The 21,909-nt window shown below is 46.3% G+C and carries 21 protein-coding genes; 15 read left to right on the top strand and 6 right to left on the bottom strand.

Annotation, left to right across the window (positions count from 1 at the left end):
- The first annotated feature begins 77 nt into the window (after positions 1–77).
- The 9 genes from E8L90_RS11505 to E8L90_RS11465 all read left to right on the top strand — a co-directional run bounded on the left by E8L90_RS11505 (position 78) and on the right by E8L90_RS11465 (position 11,331).
- Positions 78–1,112, top strand: a complete 1,035-nt coding sequence (locus E8L90_RS11505) for a MerR family transcriptional regulator (protein WP_137029515.1) — start codon at positions 78–80, stop codon at positions 1,110–1,112.
- A 367-nt stretch (positions 1,113–1,479) separates the two neighbouring features.
- Positions 1,480–2,190 carry a thermonuclease family protein gene (locus E8L90_RS11500; protein ID WP_137029514.1) on the top strand — a complete coding sequence of 237 codons (711 nt, stop codon included), beginning with the start codon at positions 1,480–1,482 and terminating at the stop codon, positions 2,188–2,190.
- 195 nt (positions 2,191–2,385) lie between these two features.
- On the top strand, positions 2,386–4,077 hold the full coding sequence (locus E8L90_RS11495) for a methyl-accepting chemotaxis protein (protein ID WP_137029513.1): 1,692 nt from the start codon (positions 2,386–2,388) through the stop codon (positions 4,075–4,077).
- A 24-nt stretch (positions 4,078–4,101) separates the two neighbouring features.
- Entirely contained in the window at positions 4,102–6,549 is a 2,448-nt protein-coding gene (locus E8L90_RS11490; RefSeq protein WP_137029512.1) for a bifunctional diguanylate cyclase/phosphodiesterase, read from the top strand.
- Positions 6,550–6,592: 43 nt separating this feature from the next.
- Positions 6,593–9,043, top strand: a complete 2,451-nt coding sequence (locus E8L90_RS11485) for a bifunctional diguanylate cyclase/phosphodiesterase (RefSeq protein ID WP_137033397.1) — start codon at positions 6,593–6,595, stop codon at positions 9,041–9,043.
- Between the two features lie 128 nt (positions 9,044–9,171).
- Entirely contained in the window at positions 9,172–10,053 is an 882-nt protein-coding gene (locus E8L90_RS11480; RefSeq protein WP_137029511.1) for a cupredoxin domain-containing protein, read from the top strand.
- A gap of 190 nt (positions 10,054–10,243) precedes the next feature.
- Positions 10,244–10,471, top strand: coding sequence for a spore coat associated protein CotJA (locus E8L90_RS11475; RefSeq protein ID WP_137029510.1), 228 nt, complete (start codon positions 10,244–10,246; stop codon positions 10,469–10,471).
- Complete coding sequence (locus E8L90_RS11470; RefSeq protein WP_137029509.1) at positions 10,468–10,740, top strand: spore coat protein CotJB; 273 nt, start codon at positions 10,468–10,470, stop codon at positions 10,738–10,740. The genes E8L90_RS11475 and E8L90_RS11470 overlap by 4 nt, the downstream gene beginning before the upstream one ends.
- 21 nt (positions 10,741–10,761) lie before the next feature.
- Positions 10,762–11,331, top strand: coding sequence for a manganese catalase family protein (locus E8L90_RS11465; RefSeq protein ID WP_137029508.1), 570 nt, complete (start codon positions 10,762–10,764; stop codon positions 11,329–11,331).
- Positions 11,332–11,530: 199 nt separating this feature from the next.
- Here the strand turns inward: E8L90_RS11465 and E8L90_RS11460 are convergent, their stop codons facing one another.
- Entirely contained in the window at positions 11,531–13,198 is a 1,668-nt protein-coding gene (locus E8L90_RS11460; protein WP_137029507.1) for a ribonuclease J, read from the bottom strand.
- Positions 13,199–13,362: 164 nt separating this feature from the next.
- Here E8L90_RS11460 and E8L90_RS11455 point away from each other — a divergent pair, with 164 nt between their 5' ends.
- Positions 13,363–13,782 carry a thioredoxin domain-containing protein gene (locus tag E8L90_RS11455; RefSeq protein ID WP_137029506.1) on the top strand — a complete coding sequence of 140 codons (420 nt, stop codon included), beginning with the start codon at positions 13,363–13,365 and terminating at the stop codon, positions 13,780–13,782.
- 89 nt (positions 13,783–13,871) lie between these two features.
- Here E8L90_RS11455 and E8L90_RS11450 read toward each other — a convergent pair whose 3' ends face one another.
- The gene (locus E8L90_RS11450) at positions 13,872–14,312 is read right to left on the bottom strand and encodes a protease complex subunit PrcB family protein (RefSeq protein WP_137029505.1); all 441 of its coding nucleotides are present in this window, start codon (positions 14,310–14,312) and stop codon (positions 13,872–13,874) included.
- A 61-nt stretch (positions 14,313–14,373) separates the two neighbouring features.
- On the opposite strand from E8L90_RS11450, the gene E8L90_RS11445 reads away from it, so the two are divergent.
- Positions 14,374–16,269 carry a hypothetical protein gene (locus tag E8L90_RS11445; protein ID WP_137029504.1) on the top strand — a complete coding sequence of 632 codons (1,896 nt, stop codon included), beginning with the start codon at positions 14,374–14,376 and terminating at the stop codon, positions 16,267–16,269.
- Between the two features lie 72 nt (positions 16,270–16,341).
- A complete protein-coding gene (locus tag E8L90_RS11440) occupies positions 16,342–16,797 on the top strand; it encodes a YlbF/YmcA family competence regulator (protein WP_137029503.1) in 456 nt (151 codons plus the stop codon).
- 1 nt (position 16,798) lies between these two features.
- Here the strand turns inward: E8L90_RS11440 and E8L90_RS11435 are convergent, their stop codons facing one another.
- Positions 16,799–17,128 (bottom strand): hypothetical protein, encoded by a 330-nt coding sequence (locus E8L90_RS11435; RefSeq protein WP_137029502.1) that lies wholly within the window; start codon positions 17,126–17,128, stop codon positions 16,799–16,801.
- Positions 17,129–17,202: 74 nt separating this feature from the next.
- Between E8L90_RS11435 and E8L90_RS11430 the strand changes: the two genes are divergently transcribed.
- Together E8L90_RS11430 and E8L90_RS11425 are read left to right on the top strand one after the other, a co-directional pair.
- Positions 17,203–17,547 (top strand): YlbG family protein, encoded by a 345-nt coding sequence (locus E8L90_RS11430; protein WP_007725782.1) that lies wholly within the window; start codon positions 17,203–17,205, stop codon positions 17,545–17,547.
- Between the two features lie 143 nt (positions 17,548–17,690).
- Complete coding sequence (locus E8L90_RS11425; RefSeq protein WP_137029501.1) at positions 17,691–18,455, top strand: LamB/YcsF family protein; 765 nt, start codon at positions 17,691–17,693, stop codon at positions 18,453–18,455.
- A 29-nt stretch (positions 18,456–18,484) separates the two neighbouring features.
- On the opposite strand, the gene E8L90_RS11420 is transcribed toward E8L90_RS11425, so the two are convergent.
- From E8L90_RS11420 to modA, 3 genes are read right to left on the bottom strand one after another with little or no spacing between them, the layout of a single operon-like run.
- On the bottom strand, positions 18,485–19,150 hold the full coding sequence (locus E8L90_RS11420; protein ID WP_137029500.1) for an ABC transporter ATP-binding protein: 666 nt from the start codon (positions 19,148–19,150) through the stop codon (positions 18,485–18,487).
- A gap of 16 nt (positions 19,151–19,166) precedes the next feature.
- Positions 19,167–19,853, bottom strand: a complete 687-nt coding sequence (modB, locus tag E8L90_RS11415) for a molybdate ABC transporter permease subunit (protein ID WP_137029499.1) — start codon at positions 19,851–19,853, stop codon at positions 19,167–19,169.
- Positions 19,854–19,887: 34 nt separating this feature from the next.
- Positions 19,888–20,685, bottom strand: a complete 798-nt coding sequence (gene modA, locus E8L90_RS11410) for a molybdate ABC transporter substrate-binding protein (RefSeq protein WP_137029498.1) — start codon at positions 20,683–20,685, stop codon at positions 19,888–19,890.
- A 141-nt stretch (positions 20,686–20,826) separates the two neighbouring features.
- On the opposite strand from modA, the gene E8L90_RS11405 reads away from it, so the two are divergent.
- Complete coding sequence (locus tag E8L90_RS11405) at positions 20,827–21,786, top strand: helix-turn-helix transcriptional regulator (RefSeq protein WP_137029497.1); 960 nt, start codon at positions 20,827–20,829, stop codon at positions 21,784–21,786.
- Positions 21,787–21,909: the final 123 nt, after the last annotated feature.

The raw sequence follows: 21,909 nt of genomic DNA, 5'->3' as shown, positions 1-21,909 counted from the left end.
TTTTTTTCATTCGTTCTGTACATTCACGCTGCGTCAAGGTTTATGATAGAAAAAGAATGATACAGGGAGAGAGTTCCATGCAAATCAAAGACATGGCCCATCGCTTGCAAATCACCCCGCGTGCGATTCGATATTATGAAGAAAAAGGGCTGATCAAGCCATCGAAAGCAGATGCGTCCGGGTATCGCCAGTTCACAGAGGAAGATGTCTGGAGGCTGCAAACCATCATGACACTGCGTGAGGTCGGGATGGCGGTAGAAGACATTCGGGAGCTGCTGATTCAAATGAAAGATCAAGAAGGCAGTCTTCTCCATTATTTAGAGCTACAGCGTTCGTTTATGTATACAAGGTGGGTAGAAATGAGCAAGGTCATCCAAACGACAGAAGCGATGATTGAACGGATAAAGGGTAGGGAATCGATTGATCCAGCAGAGCTGTTTACATTGGCAGAGGCGAACAAACGATTGAAGCAGACACGGGATAACTGGGTGGATCGATGGAATTTTAATGAATGGGCGGACTGCTATGACGAATGGGTACATGGCGGGAATGGTCATGAATCGTACGAAAACGTTCTGGATGAGGTCGTCGCGACAGTTGCGGCCAAACCGGGAGAGTACGGCCTAGATGCCGGAACAGGTACCGGAAACCTCGCAGGGCGTCTCGTGAAAAAAGGAGCCAGGATGAGTGGGTTCGACCAATCTCCGCAAATGCTGAAGCAATGCAGAGCGAAACACCCAGAGGTCGAGACAAAGCTGGGAACCTTTTTCGCATTTCCGTTTTTAGAAAATCGGTTTGACTTTGTGGCTACGAGTTACGCCTTGCACCATTTGACGGATGATCAAAAGCAGCTTGCCTTGGCGGAATGTCGCCGCGTTTTAAAACCGGGGGGACGGTTGGTCATTGCCGATTTGATGTTTGTAGACGAAATGCATAGACAAGAACATCTGGATACCCTAGAGGAGGCAGGTCATACGAGAGTGATAGCAGATATTCAGGACCGCTGTTATGCAGATCGTTCTCGATTGCTACAGGAGCTTGCCAATCTTGGTTTTACGAATGAGGTAAGACAACTAGGTAGCTATACACATTTGATCTTGTCTTCTTTGTAAATAGAATATCCGTACAGGTTTTTCAAAACAGTCGTCTTTTGAACACGCATTTCACTTTTGGGCTCTTCCAACTACTGGCACGCGTCTAGCCTTTTGCATAGGCTGTAGCGAGAAGGAAAGGAGGACTCCACCATGGGTCTGTTCGACGGTTTTTTTGATCGCGAAAACGAGGAATTTATATGGATTATTATTGTCGTGGTCGTCCTGTTGTTCTTGTTTAGCGCCGATCGTGACTAAAGTCTGGACGTATAGACAAAACGACCTTGCGAGAAGGTCGTTTTTTTCGTTAGGAACGCTCCTATTGACCTATGTTAGCAAATCCACTACGCTGGAAAACAATGCAACATAGAAGAGGAGAAGGAAGTTTATGAAACGATTTACTATGTATTTGCTCGCACTGACTCTTTTGCTATCTGCATGTGGAGCGTCCGGCCAACCAGAAGCTAACGGCGAGATGGATGCTGTGATCAAACGAGTGGTCGATGGCGATACATTCGAGTTGGATAGCGGGGAAAAAGTCCGGATGATTGGCGTAGATACCCCAGAAACAGTGAAACCGAACCATCCAGTCGAACCGTACGGGAAGGAAGCGAGCAATTACTCCAAAGAGCTTTTAACGGGCAAGAAGGTTAAGCTGAGGTTCGATGTCGAGCCCTATGACAAATACAAGCGTTTGCTTGCTTACGTATATTTGGAAGACGGCACCTTTGTCAATGAAAAGCTCGTTCGTGACGGCTACGCCCGAATTATGACGATCCCACCGAATGTAGCCCAAGCAGAGCTGTTCTTGGCTGCGGAGCGGGAGGCGCGGGAGCAGAATCGCGGACTGTGGGCTTTGGAAGGGCAGGAGGCAGGGGCTCCTAAGGAAAAAGCCAAACCAAAAAAACAGTCCAAGAACAATACCACAGCCGACACCGCACCACCAGAAGGCAAGACCATCAAGGGCAATATCAATAGCAAAGGCGAGAAAATCTATCACGTTCCTGGCTCCGCTAGCTATGAGCAAACAAATGCGGAGATGTGGTTTGCGACGGAGGAAGAAGCGCAGCAAGCAGGTTTTCGGGCGCCAAAACGATAAGACATGTAAGAAGCTTGAGCCGGATATATGGAAATGTAAGCCTCGTCTGCCTTGGCAGTCGGGGCTTTTTCCTTGTCGAAAAGAACTCCAGAAATGTTACAGAATAATGTTATTTGATAAAAAGGTCAAAAGACCTATAGAAAATGCCGTTACATAAGATAAAGGGATTATATTACGATGGAGGAAACAACTATTATGAAGTTGACGGTAAGGAAAAAGCTTTTTTTAGGATTTTTGGCAGTGTTATTACTTTTAGTGGCAGTAGCAGGCATTGGTTATTCTCAGATTTCATCCATCGATTCCCGTTATCGGACAATGATTGAAAACCGAATTAACAAGGAGATGCTGTCCAAGGACATTATTGCAAGTGTCAGTGAACGACAAAAGTATGCACGAGGATACGTCATTGTAGGCGATGACAGCTACCTGGCGGGGTATACGAAGGCAAATGACAGCTATAAAGAGCTTACTTCCGAACTATCCAAAATGGGTATGAATTCGGAAGGGCAAAAACTTGTAACAGAGATGAACGAGCTGCATGCCCAACACGAGAAGATTATTGATCGGGTTGTCGCGTTAAAACAACAAAACAAGGTAGAAGAGTACACGCGCTTGGTCAGAGATGAATGTACGCCAGTCGGCGAAATGTTTATTCAAAAAGCCCAAGAATTTGTTGCTCTCGAACAGAAGCTATTGGAACAAGATATAGCCGAGCTGGATAGCGGTATTCAATCTACAAAGCTCCTGGTTGTCTCGCTTAGCTTGCTTGCTCTTCTCACAGGAGTAGGTATCGCCTTCATGATTGGACGTGCCATTTCTCGTCCCGTTTTACTGATCACGCAAGCCGCAGAACAAATTGCCGCAGGGAACTTGGCACAAGCAGATATTCATATCAAGAATCGAGACGAAATCGGTGAACTTGCCCGCCATTTTTCCCAAATGAAGCACAATTTGCAAGATTTATTAGAAAGAGTCTCCTTCCATTCACAACAAGTAGCCGCATCCTCCGAGGAATTGACAGCCAGCTCCGAATTAACAAGTCAGACAGCAGAGCACGTATCCCAATCAATCCAAGGTATTGCAGCAGGTGCTGAGAGGCAAGTAAATGATGCAGAGAATGCCACACAGATTGCCGTAAGTATCTCGCAAGTTATGCAGCAAGTATCAACGAGCATGGAGCATGCGATCAGCTCATCCGTTGAAGCGAACAAAACAGCAACCGAAGGCAATGAAGTGGTTGCCAAATCAATCGAACAAATGAATGAGATTAATCAAAGAGTGAGCTCTTCTAGCGAAGTGGTCAATATGCTCGGCGAAAAATCAAAAGAAGTCGGCTCAATCGTTTCGATTATTACGGAAATCGCGAGTCAAACGAATTTATTGGCGTTAAACGCAGCGATTGAAGCGGCGAGAGCGGGAGAACAGGGAAGAGGATTTGCGGTCGTAGCAGATGAGGTTCGCAAATTAGCAGAGCAATCCGCGCAAGCCGCTTCGCAGATCGCTTCCATCATCGGGGACATTCAAAGAGATACGGAAAAGGCGATTCACGTCATGAGTCAGGGGGACGTAGCTGTTCAAGAAGGAGTCATCATGATCGAACAAGCTGGGGTTGCCTTCCATAAAATTTTGGGAGTAGTAGACGAAGTCTCGAAAAGAACACAAGAAATGTCAGGACAAATCAATGAAGCCAATAACGGAACGGTTTCCGTAGTGGAATTTATAGAGGGAATTGCGCATGTTTCAAGAATGGCAGCGGAAAACACGCAAAGCGTAGTTGCTTCTGTACAAGAACAAACAGCTTCTATGGAACAGATTACAACCGCTTCCCGTACACTCGCCGAAATGGCAGAAGAGCTGCAGCATTCCATTCGTAAGTTTCAATTGTAATGCGAGAACAGGCGGGGGTGCCATGTGTTTAAACAAATCAGAGATGTAAAGTATGCATTGTCTGCATTGGAAGAGTCTTCTGTTATTTCGATCACAGATGAAAAAGGAATCATCACCTACGTCAATCACAACTTCTGTCAAATATCCAAGTTTAGTAGAGAGGAACTAGTCGGAAAGAACCATAACATTGTCGATTCCGGCTTCCATCCACGAAACTATTTTAAATCACTATGGGATACCATCAGCCGAGGAAAAGTATGGAAAGGCGAGATGAAAAATCGAGGAAAGGACGGTTCGGAATATTGGCTGAGCATGACGTTAGTTCCGTTCATGAACGACAGTGGATTCCTTTATCAGTACGTGGCAATCGGGACGGATATCACGAAACGAAAGCAGATGGAAGAGTCTCTTTCCAAGACGATGAAAGACTTGCACGATATCAAAAATGCATTGGATGAATCTTCGATTGTAGCGATTACCGACGACAAAGGCGTCATTACCTATGTAAACGACAAGTTTTGTGAAATCTCCAGATACGAAATGGATGAATTGGTTGGGAATACACATCGGGTCATTAACTCTCGCTATCATTCCAAGTCGTTCTTTAAACTGATGTGGGAAACGATTAAGCAAGGACGAGTCTGGAAGGGTGAAGTGAAAAATCGCGACAAAAACGGCAATGAATACTGGATGAATACGACCATCGTGCCCTTTCTAGACGACCGGGGAGTTCCGTATCAATATGTTTCGATCCGTACGGATATTACCGACCGCATTGAAGCAGAGGCAGCTTTGGCAGAAGCATTGCAGAACGATTTTCGCAGGACGGTCCAAAACTTGCAAAACTGTGTGTTCAAGATCGTGACAGATCCGAAAGGGAACATCACTTATACCTTGTGTGAAGGGAAAATTGCGGAAGAGCTCGGGCTAACGTCTGAGAGGATGTTGAGAAAAACGTCGTATGAAATCTTTCCTTATGAGGTAGCGGAGCAAATGGAAAGCTGTTTTCGTAGAGCTTTCGCTGGCGAGCCCGTTACCTTCGAACTGAAACTATCTGGAAATGATTATTACATTACGTTGTCACCTATTGAGGAAAACGGAGAAATCGTGGAGATGGTAGGCTCCATGATTGACATAACCGAGAGAAAAAAGGCGGAAGAAACGATTCGCTACATGGCCCATTACGACTCCTTAACCAACCTGCCTAATCGAACGCTTTTTCATGAAAAATTGGCAGAGGCAATGCTCAAGGCAAAACACAAAGATGAGAAAATCGGCGTCATGTTCATCGATTTGGATCGATTTAAAAACATCAATGACACGCTTGGCCACTCCATAGGGGATGTTCTTTTACAAGCGGTAGCAAATCGTCTCATCGGTTGTTTGCGGAAAGAAGATTCTGTTTCTCGACTAGGCGGAGATGAGTTTGCCATCTTTCTCACAGGTGTCACACACGAAGAAGTTGGTGAAATTGCGCAGCGAATCATCACCAGCATGTCCGAATCGATTACGTTAGACCATATCGAAATCTTTATCACACCAAGTATCGGCATCAGCATGTATCCAGAAGATGGAGATGATATTGAAGCGCTATTGAAGCATGCGGACGCTGCCATGTATTTGGCAAAAGAGCAAGGGAAAAACAATTATCAATTTTTCTCGGAGGAACTACATCAGATTTTAGCCAAAAAGCTACAGCTTGAAAGAGAGCTGCGAAAAGCTTTGGATGAGAAACAATTTACGCTACACTACCAACCGAAGATTCAGTTGCGCACGGGTCAGATTATTGGCATGGAGGCGTTGATTCGTTGGGAACATCCAGACCTTGGTCTCATCCCACCTATTCAATTTATCCCGATCGCAGAAGAAACCGGCTTAATCGTACCACTTGGAGAATGGGTAGTGCGAACGGCATGCCAACAGACAAAAGAGTGGCAGGAAGCAGGCTTTACCGAGCTGGCGGTTGCGGTGAATATATCCTTACGCCAATTTATGCAAAACAATCTTATTGAGATGATTACCTCGATCCTTGAAGAAACGGGCTTATCTCCGCAATACTTGGAGCTGGAAATCACGGAAAGCATGGCGCTAAATGTTGACTATACGATTCGGATTTTGAATCGCTTGAAAGGTCTCGGGATTAGCATCAGTATCGATGATTTCGGGACGGGCTACAGTTCTTTGAGCTATCTAAGTCAATTTCCGATCGATCGGCTAAAAATCGACCAATCCTTTGTCCGGAATTTGAATCCACGAAATCAAGCGATTATTAAAACGATCATCCATATGGCACACAACATGAAAATTGCTGTTATTGCAGAGGGTGTAGAAACACAAGAACATGTTGGTTTTCTAAAGGAACAAATGTGTAATGAAGTCCAAGGGTACTACTACAGTAAACCACTGCCCACGAAAGAAATCGATTCCTACCTACAGAGAAATTGTTATGGTGAATCAGGCAGCATGGTCTAGGTGTGAGACCATCCAGATTAACAATAGGAAAGCGGTGAAGGAGTTGGATCACCAGATACATGGGACCTACGACAGTTTCCTTGTGATACTATCTTATTTAATCGCGGTTGCAGCTTCTTTTTCTGCTCTCAACTTGGCAGCCAGAGTGAGTACAAGTAAGGGGGGGCATCAGCTACGCTGGTTGATTTTGGCTGCCACAACGATGGGGGTCGGAATATGGTCCATGCATTTTGTTGGAATGCTGGCACTTACCCTCCTCATTAAGGTTCTGTATGACATGGAGTATGTCATCCTATCTGTCATTCTTGCCATTTATGTCTCAAGCATTGCCCTGTTTACCGTCACGAAAAGCAACTTACATGCGAGACAGCTAGGAATCGCGGGAATTCTTATGGCTGCTGGAATATCTGGGATGCACTACCTTGGAATGGCCGCGATGATTATCAAAACTATATACAATATGTGGATCGTCATTTTATCTATTATCATCGCAGCGACTGCTTCAGTAGCGGCACTTTGGCTCTTGTTTTACTTTCGCCGTGAACAATCGAAATACGCGTATGTATACAAATTGGGCAGCTCACTTATTATGGGAGCCGCAATCGTGGGTATGCATTACACCGGGATGGTTGCAGCGCATTTCCACGAAAGAGAGCTGCCGACAACAGAAGTGGAAACGCAAATTGAGCCGGAGACCTTGGCCTATATCATTGTATGGGTCACTTTTTTGCTGATCGGTATTACATTGTTCGGCTTGTTTATTAACAAACGACTCTCGCAAAAAGATACGGTCATTCAGGAAAGTGAAAGCTGGTATCGTTCCCTTTATAAAAATAATGAGTGCGGCATTATTTCCTTAGATACAGGTGGATGTATTATCAAAATGAACCCAGCTGTCACGAAGATTGGTGGACTGCGGGAGGAAGAGTTCATCAATCAACATGTATCGAAAATTGGCATGCATATTGTTGAGGAGAAAAGGGACATCACCAAAGATTCTTTTGCCCGGTCTTTTCAGCCCAATCGTAATAATTTTGAGACGACCATCTTTCATCCGAACGGAAATCGCGTAGAGCTGAGTGTACTCAATGTCCCGGTTGAGGTTGAGGGAGAGGTGGTGGGGAATCACATCATTGTAAAGGATATTACCGAAGAGAATCGCGTGAAAGAAAAAATCAGGTATTTAGCTTATCACGATGAGCTGACCGACTTACCGAACCGAAGAAAGTTTAACCAAGTTCTTCATCAATCCATTGAAAAAGGCAGCCAAGATTCATTGAGCTTTGCCGTCATGGTTATCGACATCGATCGTTTCAAAATGATCAATGATTCCTTGGGTCACTCCTACGGCGATATCTTTTTGCAGGGGGTCAGCGACAGAATTGCAAAAAGTGCGAAAGGGTACCACGCAACAATTGCCCGCATGGGTGGAGATGAATTTACCGTCCTCTGCGAAACAGGAGCGGACCGCAGGGAAGCGGCGAGTTTAGCGGACAAGATCATTGAAGCGTTGAAACAGCCCTTCTCGCTAAAAGACAGTGAATTTTACATATCAGCAAGTATTGGAACGGCGATATTCCCAGACCACGGAACGGATGCTGTCGCGCTACTCAAAAAAGCGGATACGGCCATGTACGAGGTGAAAAAACAGGGAAAAAATGGTCATCTGTTCTACACGCCAGATTTCGATGTCCAATTGCTGGAGAATATTGAAATAGAACGTGATCTCAGAAAAGCAATTGAACGAAAAGAGCTGGTGGTGTACTATCAACCTCAATTTCATTCGGAAAGTAATCGCATGATTGGAGTGGAGGCGCTCGTCAGGTGGAATCATCCGATCAAAGGGATGCTTTCGCCAGGAGTGTTTATCCCTATTGCTGAAGAGACAGGGTTGATCTATGAGATCGGTACATGGGTGCTTCGCGAAGCATGCAGGCAAATGAAGCAGTGGCATGATGGAGGGGGACCGTTGATACCCATCTCCGTCAACTTGTCCTCCCATCAATTCCACCAACAGAACCTGGTCCCGTACATCAAAAATATCCTCGAGGAAACCAAGCTGGCCCCACACTTTTTGGAACTGGAAATCACGGAGGGCATGATGATGGACTCGGCAGTATCGATCAGTATCCTGCAAGAGTTAAACAAAATCGGAACGAGAATTAGCTTGGATGATTTTGGAACCGGTTACAGCTCATTGAGCTATTTGAAAAAGTTCCCGATCCACAAGTTAAAGATCGACCGCTCCTTCATCACAGACCTGTCTCGAAATGATAACGATAAAGCTATTGTGGCCACCATTATTTCGATGGCGAAGCATCTGAAATTGGAGGTAATTGCAGAAGGAATTGAAACGAAGGATCAGTTGGATATTTTGACAGAAAATCATTGCAAGGAAATTCAAGGGTACTATTACAGTCGCCCATTATCAGCGAATGAGGTGGAGCGAGTGTTTTTTGTTCCCATAAGAACGCATCTCAGCCAAGAAGCGTAAGCAAAAACGAAATAGTAAATGTGTGAGCCCTCTCGACAGCAGTCAGAGGGTTTTCACGTTCGTTGTGTCCTACTTTGTTGGTGGAGGACATACTTTACAATGAGGGGAATATACTCGGGGGTGGTATCTTGAACGCGGTATATCAGGTCCTGATCTATGTCGGTGTCGCTTATGTTTGCTTCACAGGGTTTATATGGCGACGAAAGCAGGGAATCGATCATATGCAAGGCATGATGAGCACGATGTCAGTCAGTATGATGATTGGTTTAATCGGAGGGTTGATCCTCGGCGATGTTTACCGGGGGGACCTTTATGTATCCACCATGTGGGGAATGCTGGCAGGTGGGCTGGCTGGTTTTTTACTAGGAGTTCCGTTGTCGATCCTGAGTATTGTTGAAGGAATATTATCGGGCGTCATGGGCGGGATGATGGGCGCCATGCTGGGAGAGATGGTTCCCGGTGAAAAAGTAGAGCCTCTCCTGTTTGTTTTCGTCATGCTCTTTACCGTATGTATGCTGCTTGTAGCCAAGCTGATTGATTTCAATAACAAAGAAACGAAGTGGTCCTCCTTTTTTCATCATCCAGCTACTCCAGTTGTCTTACTGCTTGCCGTCTTCTTCTGGTTTCAATCATTATCGTTTCCATCCCCGGCTCTTTTTGCAGGCGATCGCACGACAGAAATCAATCTTACAGCCGTCGACTTTTCGTATAAACCGAACCACTTTATCGTGAAAAAAGATACGGAGATCAAAGTCGTCTTTCAAAATGATGGCAATGTAGAGCACGATATCGAGCTTGTGTCGCAAGGAAAAATCGTAACGATTTCAGAATCAAGCAACGAACATCATCATGGAGCAATGGGTGAGGGCGTAGTTCATTTGCACGCCAAACCAGGAGAAGCTGTTGAAAGCGTGTGGAAGGCATTGGAGGAAGGAACCTATGAATTTTATTGTACGATCCCGGGACACAAAGAAAGCGGCATGATGGGGCGCTTGCAAGTGACGGGATGAAGCAGAGGGGGAGGCGAATGCCTTTCTTTTTTGCTTTCTTTCTTTATGGTTTCCTCACACCCTTCTCGTACTTGTATCAATATGGAGGAGAGCGGTTTTTCTTTTGGGAGTAGGAATCACGCCTACTGGGTGGGCTGCATAGTGTAGTCATGAAGGAACAGACATTGCAATTTGGAGGAGGATATTAGCATTGCATTCGCAAACACGCGACTACTTTCCATACGTTGGTCCCTTTGATCCTTGTCCGCCGATTCGGGTAAAGACCTACCAGGTGCCCCCTCAGCTGTTCATGACGTTTCAGCCGGAGAACTTGCCGCAATACAGTCCGATGGAAGCGTTGAAATTAGGTACGTTATGGCCGGCACTTTTTAGCCCCTATGATCCCAGACTGAGTCATTTAGGGAGGGGGCACTTATGACAGCTGAAAATAGATTTGGCGATGAACAATATTACGCATTGCTTGAACAGCTGCAAGCGATTGACTTTGTACTGGTAGAGCTCAGTCTTTATTTAGATACGCATCCCACCGATCAGAATGCGCTTCACCAGTTTAATGATTTAACGGAGCAGCGCTGGGTTTTGGCGAACGAATATGAGAAATTGTACGGGCCTTTGCAAAATCTTGGCCGCAGCTATTCAGGCTATCCGTGGCAGTGGAATGATGATCCATGGCCTTGGCAAGTTTAGAAGAGAGGGATAACGAAACCGATGTGGATCTATGAAAAAAAACTACAGTATCCGGTTCGAGTCAGTAAGTGCGATGTGAGAATGGCGAAATATTTGATTGAGCAATATGGAGGGGCGGATGGAGAGCTGGCAGCCGCCCTGCGCTATATGAACCAGCGGTATACGATCCCAAATAAAGTCGTAGGTTTATTAACGGATATCGCTACCGAAGAGTTTGCGCATCTCGAAATGATTGCCACAATGGTGTATAAGCTGACCAAAGACGCGACTGTCGAAGAGTTGAAGGAAGCGGGACTGGGTGAGCATTACGCCAATCATGATCGGGCGCTCTTTTACAACAATGCCAGTGGTGTGCCCTGGACGGCAGCCTATATTGCTGCCAAGGGCGATCCAATCGCCGACCTTTACGAGGATATTGCAGCAGAAGAAAAAGCCCGCGCGACGTATCAATGGCTAATTGACATGACCGATGATGTTGATTTGCAGGATAGCTTGAAGTTTTTGCGGGAGCGTGAAGTCGTTCACTCTATGCGTTTTCGCGAGGCTGTAGAGATTTTGAAGGAAGAGCAGGATGCGAAGAAGATATTTTAAGAGGGAAAGAAAATTTCGGGGGTTAAATATCCACGCTCTGTAAACGGGGCGTGGGAAAATAACCCTTTTAACGTACGTATCACCTTATCGTTTCGTTTCTTCTATATGTTAGGCAAAACGAAACATTTTCACCATTTCCAATCACCCCAAGATTGTCATCATCATGCTAGAAAAGCCCTCCAAAAAGAAGGGCTTTCCCTCACACATCCATAATAATCGGCAGGATCATGGGTCTGCGCTTTGTTTTGGCATATACGAATTTCCCAATCGACTCCCGGATGCCTTGCTTCAGGCGGTTCCACTGACTCACATTCGCTTCCTGCATATTGGTGACCACCTCTGATGCAATGCGAGTCGCTTCTTCCAACAGGCCCTCTGATTCCGGGGCATGAATGAATCCACGAGAAATAAGATCAGGACCTGACAAAATCTTGCCGTCGGTTTTACTGCGTGTCACAACGATCACGAGAATGCCATCTTCCGAAAGATGTTTGCGATCCCGTAATATTCCATTTCCTACATCACCAATTCCTAAACCATCCACCAAAGTATTTCCGGCAGGGATTTTTCTTTCCTGCACAGCCACACCATCCTGAATATCCACGACATCCCCGTTATTTACAATGAAAATGGACTCGAAATCAACACCGACGGATTCAGCCAACAGACGATGTTGATGGAGCATCCGATACTCACCGTGAATGGGGATAAAGTATTGTGGTTTCATGAGAGTGAGCATGAGCTTCAACTCTTCCTGGAAGCCATGACCGGATACATGCATGCCTGTCCCAGAGCCATATATAACGTTGGCACCCATGATAAACAAGTTGTCGACGATGCGCGCTACATTTCGTTCGTTCCCAGGAATGGGGGAAGAAGAGAGGATGACGGTATCGCCGCGTTCTACTTTCACGTGCCGATATCCGGAGGTCGACAACCGAGATAAGGCTGCCATTGGTTCACCTTGACTTCCGGTACATAGAATAGCGACACGGGCTGGATCGAGCTCGCTCACTTCCTCGATTTCAACCAGCATGTCTTCTGGGATATGCAAATAGCCTTGTTCCGATGCGATTTTGACCACATTGACCATACTTCGGCCCAGTAATGCTAGCCTTCGATTCGTCGCTTCTACGGCATCAATGACTTGTTGCAGGCGGTATACATTGGAAGCGAACGTCGAGACAAATATTTTCTGCGGAGCCTTACTGAATGCTTCTAACAGACGATCGCCTACGTTTTTTTCTGATGGAGTAAAGCCTGGGCGCTCCGCATTGGTACTCTCCGACAACAAGGCCAATACACCTTTCTGTCCGATTTCAGCCATTCTGTGCAAATCGGGGGATTGCTTGTGCACCGGCGTTAAATCAAATTTAAAATCACCCGTATGCACAATAGCGCCTGCTTTTGTTTCAAATACAACACCCAAGCAATCTGGAATGCTATGGTTCGTCTGAAAAAAGCTGATTGTGAGCGAGCCAAATGAAATGGTAGAGTCACGATCGATGGAGATGAGGGTGGACTTATGAAGCAAATTATGCTCCTTCAGCTTTAATTCGATAAGACCTAATGTTAAGCGGGTACCGTAAACAGGGACGTTTAATTGTCGCAAAAAATAGGGAATCCCCCCGATGTGATCCTCATGACCATGCGTCACAATCAAGGCTCGGACTTTTTCTTGATTTTCTAGCAGATAACTAATGTCCGGTATGATCAGATCAATTCCTAAATAACTCTCATCCGGAAACTTCGAGCCACAATCGATGAGGACAATTTCATCCCCGCATTGAATCCCGTACATGTTTTTGCCAATTTCATATACTCCTCCTAAAGCAAAAATAGAAAGAGTTTCATTCCATGTATTCATACGCAGTCCATGACCTCCCTAAAGTATCTTGTGGTTACTTTTGCCTATTGGAAAGCTGAGTATGTATGGAGAGCAGGGGAGAATCATGATGCAAAAATGGATGAATGAACCAATCAGGAGTCGGGCACACTGGGGTAAGACTCATTTGGAAGGGAGCAGCCCCGGTGAAAATCAAACGATTTCTTTTCCGTTTGTTTCTCTTGATTGCCATTGCAGGTGGTGTGGAATGGTTTGTGTACGCAAACCAACAAGCGCAAACCGAAGTGGTAGCAGACGAGTCGCACGCTCATCATGCAGCGCCGACACTCGCTGTGACGCATACCCTTGAGAAAGATGATTTGCAACTCAAATTGACCGTTACGAACTTCTCTTTTTCCCTCGAAAACATGGGGAAAGAAAACAAGCACGGGGAAGGTCATGTTCATTTGTACCTCGACGGCAAAAAGATCGCCAAAGTATTTGAGCCGAGCTATGTCATGAAGGATATCCCTGCTGGGAAGCATGAGGTCAAGGTAGAATTGGCCCATAATAACCACGAGTCGTATGGTGTTGCAGAGAGCTTTTCCATTGAGGTAAAGCCCTGATAAGGAAAGGGTAACTATTGGGAAAAGGAAAAAAGCCGACTTCGATACGCCTTGTGGCATTCGAACTGTCGGCTTTTTTCATGGATAGACTAGCGCATATGCACACTGACTTTTGCTTGCTGATCTGGCAGGGAAATCACCAAAGTCGGATAGCTGATGACTTGTGTTTTCATCGAACCTGGAGCGGGCGCTTGTACCCGAACGTGTACGGCATAGCCATGAGGGCCAGTCCGCTTGACTTGGTCCGCCACTAAACGATATCCTCCTGTAGGGCGCTGTCCTGCACCTACGACTACATAGGATTTTCCATTAGCACGAACAATGGTGTGTCCGCCATCTTTTCGAACTTTCTTCAAAGCTTCCTGCACAGCAGGAGGATATGGAGCAGCAACGGCCTCATAAGCAACATCTGCTTGTACAGCCTCTTTCGCCACAGGCTCAGATACGATAGGATGTTGAGGTGACAAGATTTGTGTACCCGTTATGGCCAAGGTTGCTGTTAAGAGTAAACTAGGAAATACATGCAACATCAAGATCCCTCCGATTGGTAAAAGTAATGAATCGAACATCATATAGACTGAGGTGACAGGCGTGCGTGTGAAGGATTCGCTGGAATACCTGTCCGAATCAACGCGACAAGCGATTCTACATGAACAGACCAAACGATATCAGATTGCCGAAGAGCAAGATTTAACAGCGAGATTATTGGACCCCGTATTTATTGGGCAAGTATGGGAACAGGCTGATGAGCTGGAACGAGCCGTTATCCGGCTTTTCGTAACCAAAGCGACGAGAGGATTTTTTAGCAAACGAACGTGGGAACGTGAAACGGCAAAAGAGCACAGACATCTGTCAGTCGGCTTGACGAAATTGCGACGGCTTGGACTGATCTTGACTGTACGGAAAATGTGGAGTGAAATCGGCTATTTGATGCCACAAGAGGTTCGAGAACAATTAACGAATCAAATGCTGCCGGAAGCCTCTGCGGCTTTTGTTTCTCTTTCAAAAACGCTCCCTTATTATATATCAGCAGGCAGAGGGATACAGCTGGATCTTTTTGGGCTTTTGTTGTTTATTCGAGACAACCATATTCCCATTACGCAAAAAGGGAGCATTCATCGCAGGATGTCGCAAAAAATGTTACCGCTGCTCTCGTTTACAGATGAGCATGTAAAAGGAATCGTCATTCCGCCTCTCGATCAGGAACAAAGAGAGGGCTTATCCTTGACCGTTGTCCTTGATATTGCGCTCAGACTGGGCTTGGTGCATAGGGAAGAGCGAGAACTCGTACTCGATCTAAATCAAACGAAGCAATGGCTGCATCAACCGCCACTCGTACGTTGGGAAGAGATGAACCAACTCGTGATGGAACAATTTTTGCCGCATGGCGACTGGTGGGAATTTTTCATTCAATTGATGAGACAGGTTCCTATCGAGCAGTGGTGCTCCATCCAGGAGCAATTGCGCATGTTAAAAAAAGCAGGATTCGCTTTGCCCGACAATGCAGAGGAGCTCATTGTGGAGCAATGGATGCACTTGTTGTTGGGCTTGGGATGGATTCAGCTCGGAATGGACGAGGAGGGAGGGATTTTTTGGCGTTGGAGCAGCTTGCCGCGATTGTCGGCGGAGGAAGGCTGGTTTGTAGATCCCACAGGTGCCATTACCATTCCTCCCCTTGTTCCGTTGCTGGATGTATGGGAGATCAGCCGATTTTGCCAGCTCCAATTTGAAGGGCAGTTGATTCGGGGTGAATTGCAAGCAAGACTGTTGCAATCGTATTTGGCTCAAGGAGGAACGGAGGAGCGAGTCATCGAAAAGCTTCGCGCCTCCTGTGTTCATCCGTTGCCCGAGAGCTTGATTGAGGTTGTGAGCCAATGGGCGAGAACAGCAAGGCAGATACAAATGGAGCCGTACTTCCTCGTCCGGACAGCACATGCTGGATTTCTGGAGGAATGGCGCGAAATTCCTGACTTTCGTCCATTTCTTACCCAAGTGATATCGCCAACTTCGTTTTTGATTCCGGTCGCGCAGGAAAAAGAACTGGTTCTTTTACTACGACACTTCGGTTATGAGCCGCAGGTGCTTTCGCATGTTGCTAGTGTGAGCAAGGAGCTTCAGCCACTCCAAAACAGTCAAGAGGGGAATAAGGGCTTGCTACTCATCGAACGACCTTGGGACGGTTATGCTATAGAAAACACATTCCCTGAGCAAAATGAGCAAATCGCAGCGCTACCCAAAATGTGGACGAAGCATTTCCAATCGTATCATCCACAATCCATGCGGGATTTGTTTAAGCGTGCAATAGAACTGAAGCTGGAGGTCGAGATCCAGCAAAGTGGAAAAGAAAAGCTGCGAGGGCTACCGACAGAAGTACGCCTGGAAATGGGGTACTGGATGGTTACGATTGCAGGACAGGGTGGCAAACAGTGTTACCGTCTCGAGAATATCGAGCGAGTGCGCATTGTCGTGCCCGAATATCTGTACTAAGGGTGTGCATCGTGATACAATCAGGAATGACGTAAAGTTATCAAGCTTTGCGGCGAAAGGAGGTCTCGCTTTATGGAAACATTGGAAGCAGTGGATATGACGCATTTGATCATGGAGTCTCATGAGCTGTCCACGATGATTAACCAATCGCGCGAGGTCTCGGAGTATCTGGAGGCCAAACGCCAAATGGAAGCAGATGAGGAAGTGCAACGTCTGCTCGTCGTGTTCGAGGCTAAGAAGGAACAGTACGAAGATGTGCAACGGTTCGGGAAGTATCACCCGGATTACAATCATATATCCAAAGAAGTACGGGAACTGAAGCGCAACATTGAATTGAGGGATTCCGTACAGGCATTCAAGCGAGCAGAGGATGCTCTGGATGAGCTCTTGTATCAGGTGAGTAGAACCATTGCTCATTCCGTCTCGGAAACGATCAAAGTACCGAGCAACAATCCATTTTTAGAGGCGCAGGGCAGTGGTTGTGGGACAGGCGGGAGCTGTGGCTGCAGCGTGAAAAAGCCATCGTAATTTACGCTGTTCCCGATTCATTTTGGCGCAGCAGAAAGCAGTCTTCACAAAGATTGCCACAGCAAAATTGCTTTTCGTCAGGTACGCGAAAGCGGAAGCGATACACATGCTGCACATCATCAGAACGCACGTAAATGCATTCTGGCTGTAATTTGGTATCAGTGGTCAGACGCTCTCCTGTTTCCATGAGCTGCTTTGTTAAGAGCGGAGCAGGGAGCGTACTGTATACATAGAAAAAGAGCTGGCCTGCATATGTTTGCCAACTGCTATGGGTCACGATTTTTTCGCGGTGAAGCGCTTCTTCGAATTGATGATAAAACGTAGCCAGCATAGACCACGATTCCTTTCTATAATAGCTGTCACCAGTAAGTATACCACGATTGGGAAGGAGACCGACGGCAAAACATGAGAGAGCGACGTCTGGGGGTCGCCGTGTGGGTGAAAAACACGCGTGCCGCCAAAAATTTACGCAAATTTGGCACCATTCATTACATCTCCAAGCGCTTAAATTACGTTTCAATGTATGTGGATGCCAATTTGTTGGACGAAACGATTCGCATAATGGAAAAGCTGCACTTTGTAACGAAAATTGAGCGTTCCCATCGCCATGAGATCCCGGTAGAATACAACAATGCCAGACCGGATAAGGCAAAGGAATACGATTATAAACAAGAAAAGAACCAGGTAATGGCACTAGCAGAGACCTTACAGACAGAAGAAAGCAGCCAAGCAACCGTTGGTTCGACATAGTTGTTCATAAGCTGCCATTTTTCGGCAGCTTTTTTGCTTTTGTTAAACTGGCGTACATGGTATGCTAAAGTGGAAGAAAACGAGAAGCCACGCGTATGAATGCGTTTTCAAGGGATAGATTAGCGAAAGAAAGGTGAGCATACATGATTCATCTGGATATTAACTGCGATATGGCAGAGGGCTTCAGCAGAGGTCGACAATCAGAGGATTTGGGGATTATGAAATGGATCACCTCCGTTAATATTGCTTGCGGATTGCATGCAGGTGATCCCCATATTATTTGCAGAACAATCGAAGCTGCACTCAAGCATGATGTGAAAATCGGGGCACATCCCGGTTATGCAGATATTCAAGGCTTCGGACGTCGCTCGATGAACTTGTCTGTCAATGAAGTGTATGAGCTGGTGCTGTATCAAATTTCAGCCTTGGCAGGGACTACAAAAGCACTTGGCGGGGAGCTTCACCATGTGAAATTACATGGCGCGTTGTATAACGAAGCGGCTGAACGCCCGGAGCTCGCCGAAGCGGTTGTTCAAGCCATTGCGGATATTGATGAAGAACTGATCCTCTATGCATTGTCTGGTAGCAAGCTTGTAGAAGCAGGTTTGGAACACGGGCTTCAGGTGGCAGAGGAAGTATTTGCAGAGCGGGCATATTTGCCGAATGGTCGATTGGCCCCGCGTGAGTTGGAAGGAAGCGTGCTGATCAGCAAGGAAGAACGCATGGAGCAGACACGTCAGCTCGTTTTAAAACAAAGAGTAATGACGGTCAATGGCGAGCACATTGACTTGGCGGCCGATACCCTTTGTGTCCATCACGAGAGCCATGATGTACTGCAATTCCTTGGCGAAGTACATAAATGGGCAAAGCAAAACGATGTGAAAATTGAACCAATCACTGCTCGATAGGTAAAAAGCCATCCAGCAATGCCATCCCATTATCGGGAAATGGACGTTGCTGAATGGCTTTTTTCATTTTTCCGTTCTATGATTGTGCCATTATCGATCAGGAAAATAACATCTGCGAGCTTCTCGGCTTCTTCACGATCATGGGTGACCAACAGAAACGGGATGTTCCACATGGCGTGAAGGCGAAGCAACTCATCCTGACATTGTTTGCGCGTATCCGCATCCAGCGCTGATAAAGGCTCATCAAGGAGCAGGATGTCTGGTTCAGTCGCAAGTGCACGTACGAGTGCCACCCGTTGTTTTTGTCCCCCGGATAACTGGTGAGGATATTTTTGCAGCAGATGATCGATTCCTACCGTGGACAATAATGGAGCCAGTTTTAGCTCATGTCCCTTTTTCAAGCCGTATCGAACATTTTGCTCCACGGTCAAGTGAGGGAACAACGCATAATCTTGAAATAAATACCCGATGTTGCGTTTTTGTACAGGAAGCGGCTTCTGTCCTTCGCGATAAAAGACGTTTTCATTTAATTGGATCACGCCAGAATCAGGATGATCCAGACCTGCAATACTGTTCAATATCGTTGTTTTACCAGAGCCGGATGGTCCGAATAGCACGACAATTTCCTTTTTCACCGAAAAGGAGACATCCAGGATAAAATCAGGCAAACGCTTCTGTATGTGGACAAAGAGCAATTACCATTCACCTGCCTTACTTTTGATTGGCGTACCTGCGCACATTGCGACGACTCCACCAATTCAGCCAGAGAGTCGTACCCATACCCAAGGAAACAATAATGATGACCCAAAACAATGCCTTATCCATTTGACCAGCCTCAACAGCAAAATAAATGGCGACGGGAATCGTATCAGTTTTCCCAGGGATGTAGCCTGCGAGCATCAGCGTAGCACCAAACTCCCCTAAACCACGGGCAAAAGAAAGAACAAACCCAGCCAACAGGCCAGGCCAAGCCAACGGAAAGGTAACGGTCCAAAATAATCGCCATTCAGAAGCGCCCATCGTGCGTGCCGCATTCTCCAAACGACGATCCACTCCTGTGAAGGCAGCGACTGCACTCTGATACATCAACGGAAAGGAAACGACAATCGAGGCAATAACGGCCCCTGTCAGCGTAAAGACGACGGTAATATTGAACCATTCATGCAGTAGCTGGCCGAGAAAGCCGTTTTTTCCGAAAAGCAGTAATAGGCCGAAGCCAACAACAGTGGGAGGGAGAACAAGCGGAAGTAAAAAGAACGACTCCAGCACATTCTTCCCCCAAAAATCCTTTTGTGTCATCCACCTAGCAGAAACCATCCCAAGGACAAATACAAAGGAGGTGGAGAGCGCAGCTACTTGAAGGGAAAGCATCAAAGGAGTAAGATTTGTTTCGATCACGCTTGCCACCTCCCATTCAATTCCATTGTTTTATTTATTGAAACCCGTACTTCTGTAAGATCGCTTTTCCTTTGTCGCTTGTCAAGTAGGCAAGAAAAGCTTTTGCTGCATCTGGGTTCTTTGACGCGCTGACGACCGCACATGGATAAACGATTGGCTTGTGCCATTCAGGCTTGGCCGTCGCTAATACCTTTACACTTTTTGAAGCTGCAGCATCACTGGAATAGACAATACCGACTTCGGCGTTACCGGATTCTACGAAGGTCAAAACTTGGCGAACATCGCTGCCAAATACCATTTGTGCCGATAGAGAATCCCACATTTTCAGCGTATCCAATGTTTCTTTCGCATATCGCCCTGCCGGGACTGTTTCAGGCTCACCGACGGCAATATGCTTGATCGCTGCGTTGTTCAGCTCTTCAAAAGAAGAAATAGCGAAAGCACTTGTGTTTCCTGCAATGAGAACAAGCGAGTTTTTCGTGAAGTCTTGGCGTGTGTCTTTGGTGATCAGTTGCTGTTCCTCTAGACCGTCCATGTCTTTTTTGCTAGCCGACAAAAATACGTCAGACGGAGCGCCTTGGGTAATTTGTGTGGCGAGTTTGCCCGAACCTCCGAAGTTAAAGGTGAGGGTCGTTCCTGGGTGTTCCGTTTCATATTGGGTTTTCAACTCATTTAAGGCATCGGTCAAGCTAGCAGCAGCAGAAATCATCAGCTCTACCTTTGCTACATCGGTTTTGGCCGGCTCACTTGCTGGTGGTGCTGTTTGTGTTGTCGAGCAAGCAGTAAGCATCAAGCAAAATACCGTGAATAAGGCAAACCAGTGCTTCTTCATGAAAAAACCTCCGTAATTATATTTAGTTATAACTAATTATAACTGGACATAACTAGATTATATGGATTCGTAATGAATAATCAATTGCGATTTTACGACAGTTGTTTGAAAATAGAGCAAAGGAGATAACGGAGGCGGGACATGAGTCAACAAAATTCTTACACCACCGAAGAAATAGCAAAAATTTTACGTATTTCCAAGCTGACGGTCTACGATCTGATTAAAAAAGGAGAGCTGCCCGCTTATCGCGTGGGTCGACAAATGCGCGTAGACGAAAGCGATCTGGAAGCGTACAAGGCGAAGGCAAAGGGAGAGTACAGACAAGCCTCAGCCGTCAACATCCCTCAGACAGGACAAGCTCAACAATCTTCACGGTATGAGCAGACTGGTATAGGCCGCAATATTATTATTAGCGGGCAAGATGTGAGCTTGGACCTGCTGGCGGGGCATTTGGAGAAAAAGGATGAGGCATACCGACCGCTTCGCTCGTACGTGGGCTCTCTGAATAGCCTCGTGGCGATGTATACAGGCAAGGCTGATATCGTCAGCACGCACTTGTACGACGGGGATACGAATGAATACAATGTCCCGTATATTCGTCGCATTTTATGTGGGCATCGTTTTGTTGTCATCAATATGTTGTCACGTTGGGCCGGATTCTACGTTCAGGCAGGCAATCCGAAACAGATGAAAGCATGGAGTGATTTTACGAAGCCGGGTATTCGAATGGTCAATCGGGAAAAAGGGTCCGGTGCACGCACGTTGATTGAAGAGCAGTTTCGACTGGCAAACATAGTAGGGAGTGACGTGATTGGCTATGGACGGGAAGAGTCCAATCACCTGGCAGTCGCAGGGGTAGTAGCACGGCGCGAAGCAGACGTAGGGGTGGGCATTGAAAAAGCCGCTTCACTTGTCGGAGTGGAGTTTGTCCCCACTATACGTGAGCGATATGACCTCGTCTTGTTGAAAAATAAGGACAATGAACCGCTCATTCAGGCCGTTCTTGATGTTCTCGATTCACGTCCATTTCAAAAGGAATTGGAAGCCGTTGGGGGCTATGATCTTAGCCAGACCGGAAAAATTATGTACGAAACTAGGTAAAAGCTAAAGAAAGCTGCCAATCATTACGATACAATGAGTGGCGGCTTTTTTTTACTCAGGAAGTACCATTGTCAAATAAGTCGTTTTCTCTACAGAATCTCCTGAATTTCTACTCAGTTTGAC

The organism is Brevibacillus antibioticus (assembly GCF_005217615.1).
In the GTDB taxonomy this organism is placed as follows: Bacteria; Bacillota; Bacilli; order Brevibacillales; family Brevibacillaceae; genus Brevibacillus; species Brevibacillus antibioticus.
Note: the sequence above shows the minus strand (reverse complement) of the source record. Positions and strands in the feature narration are given on the sequence as shown.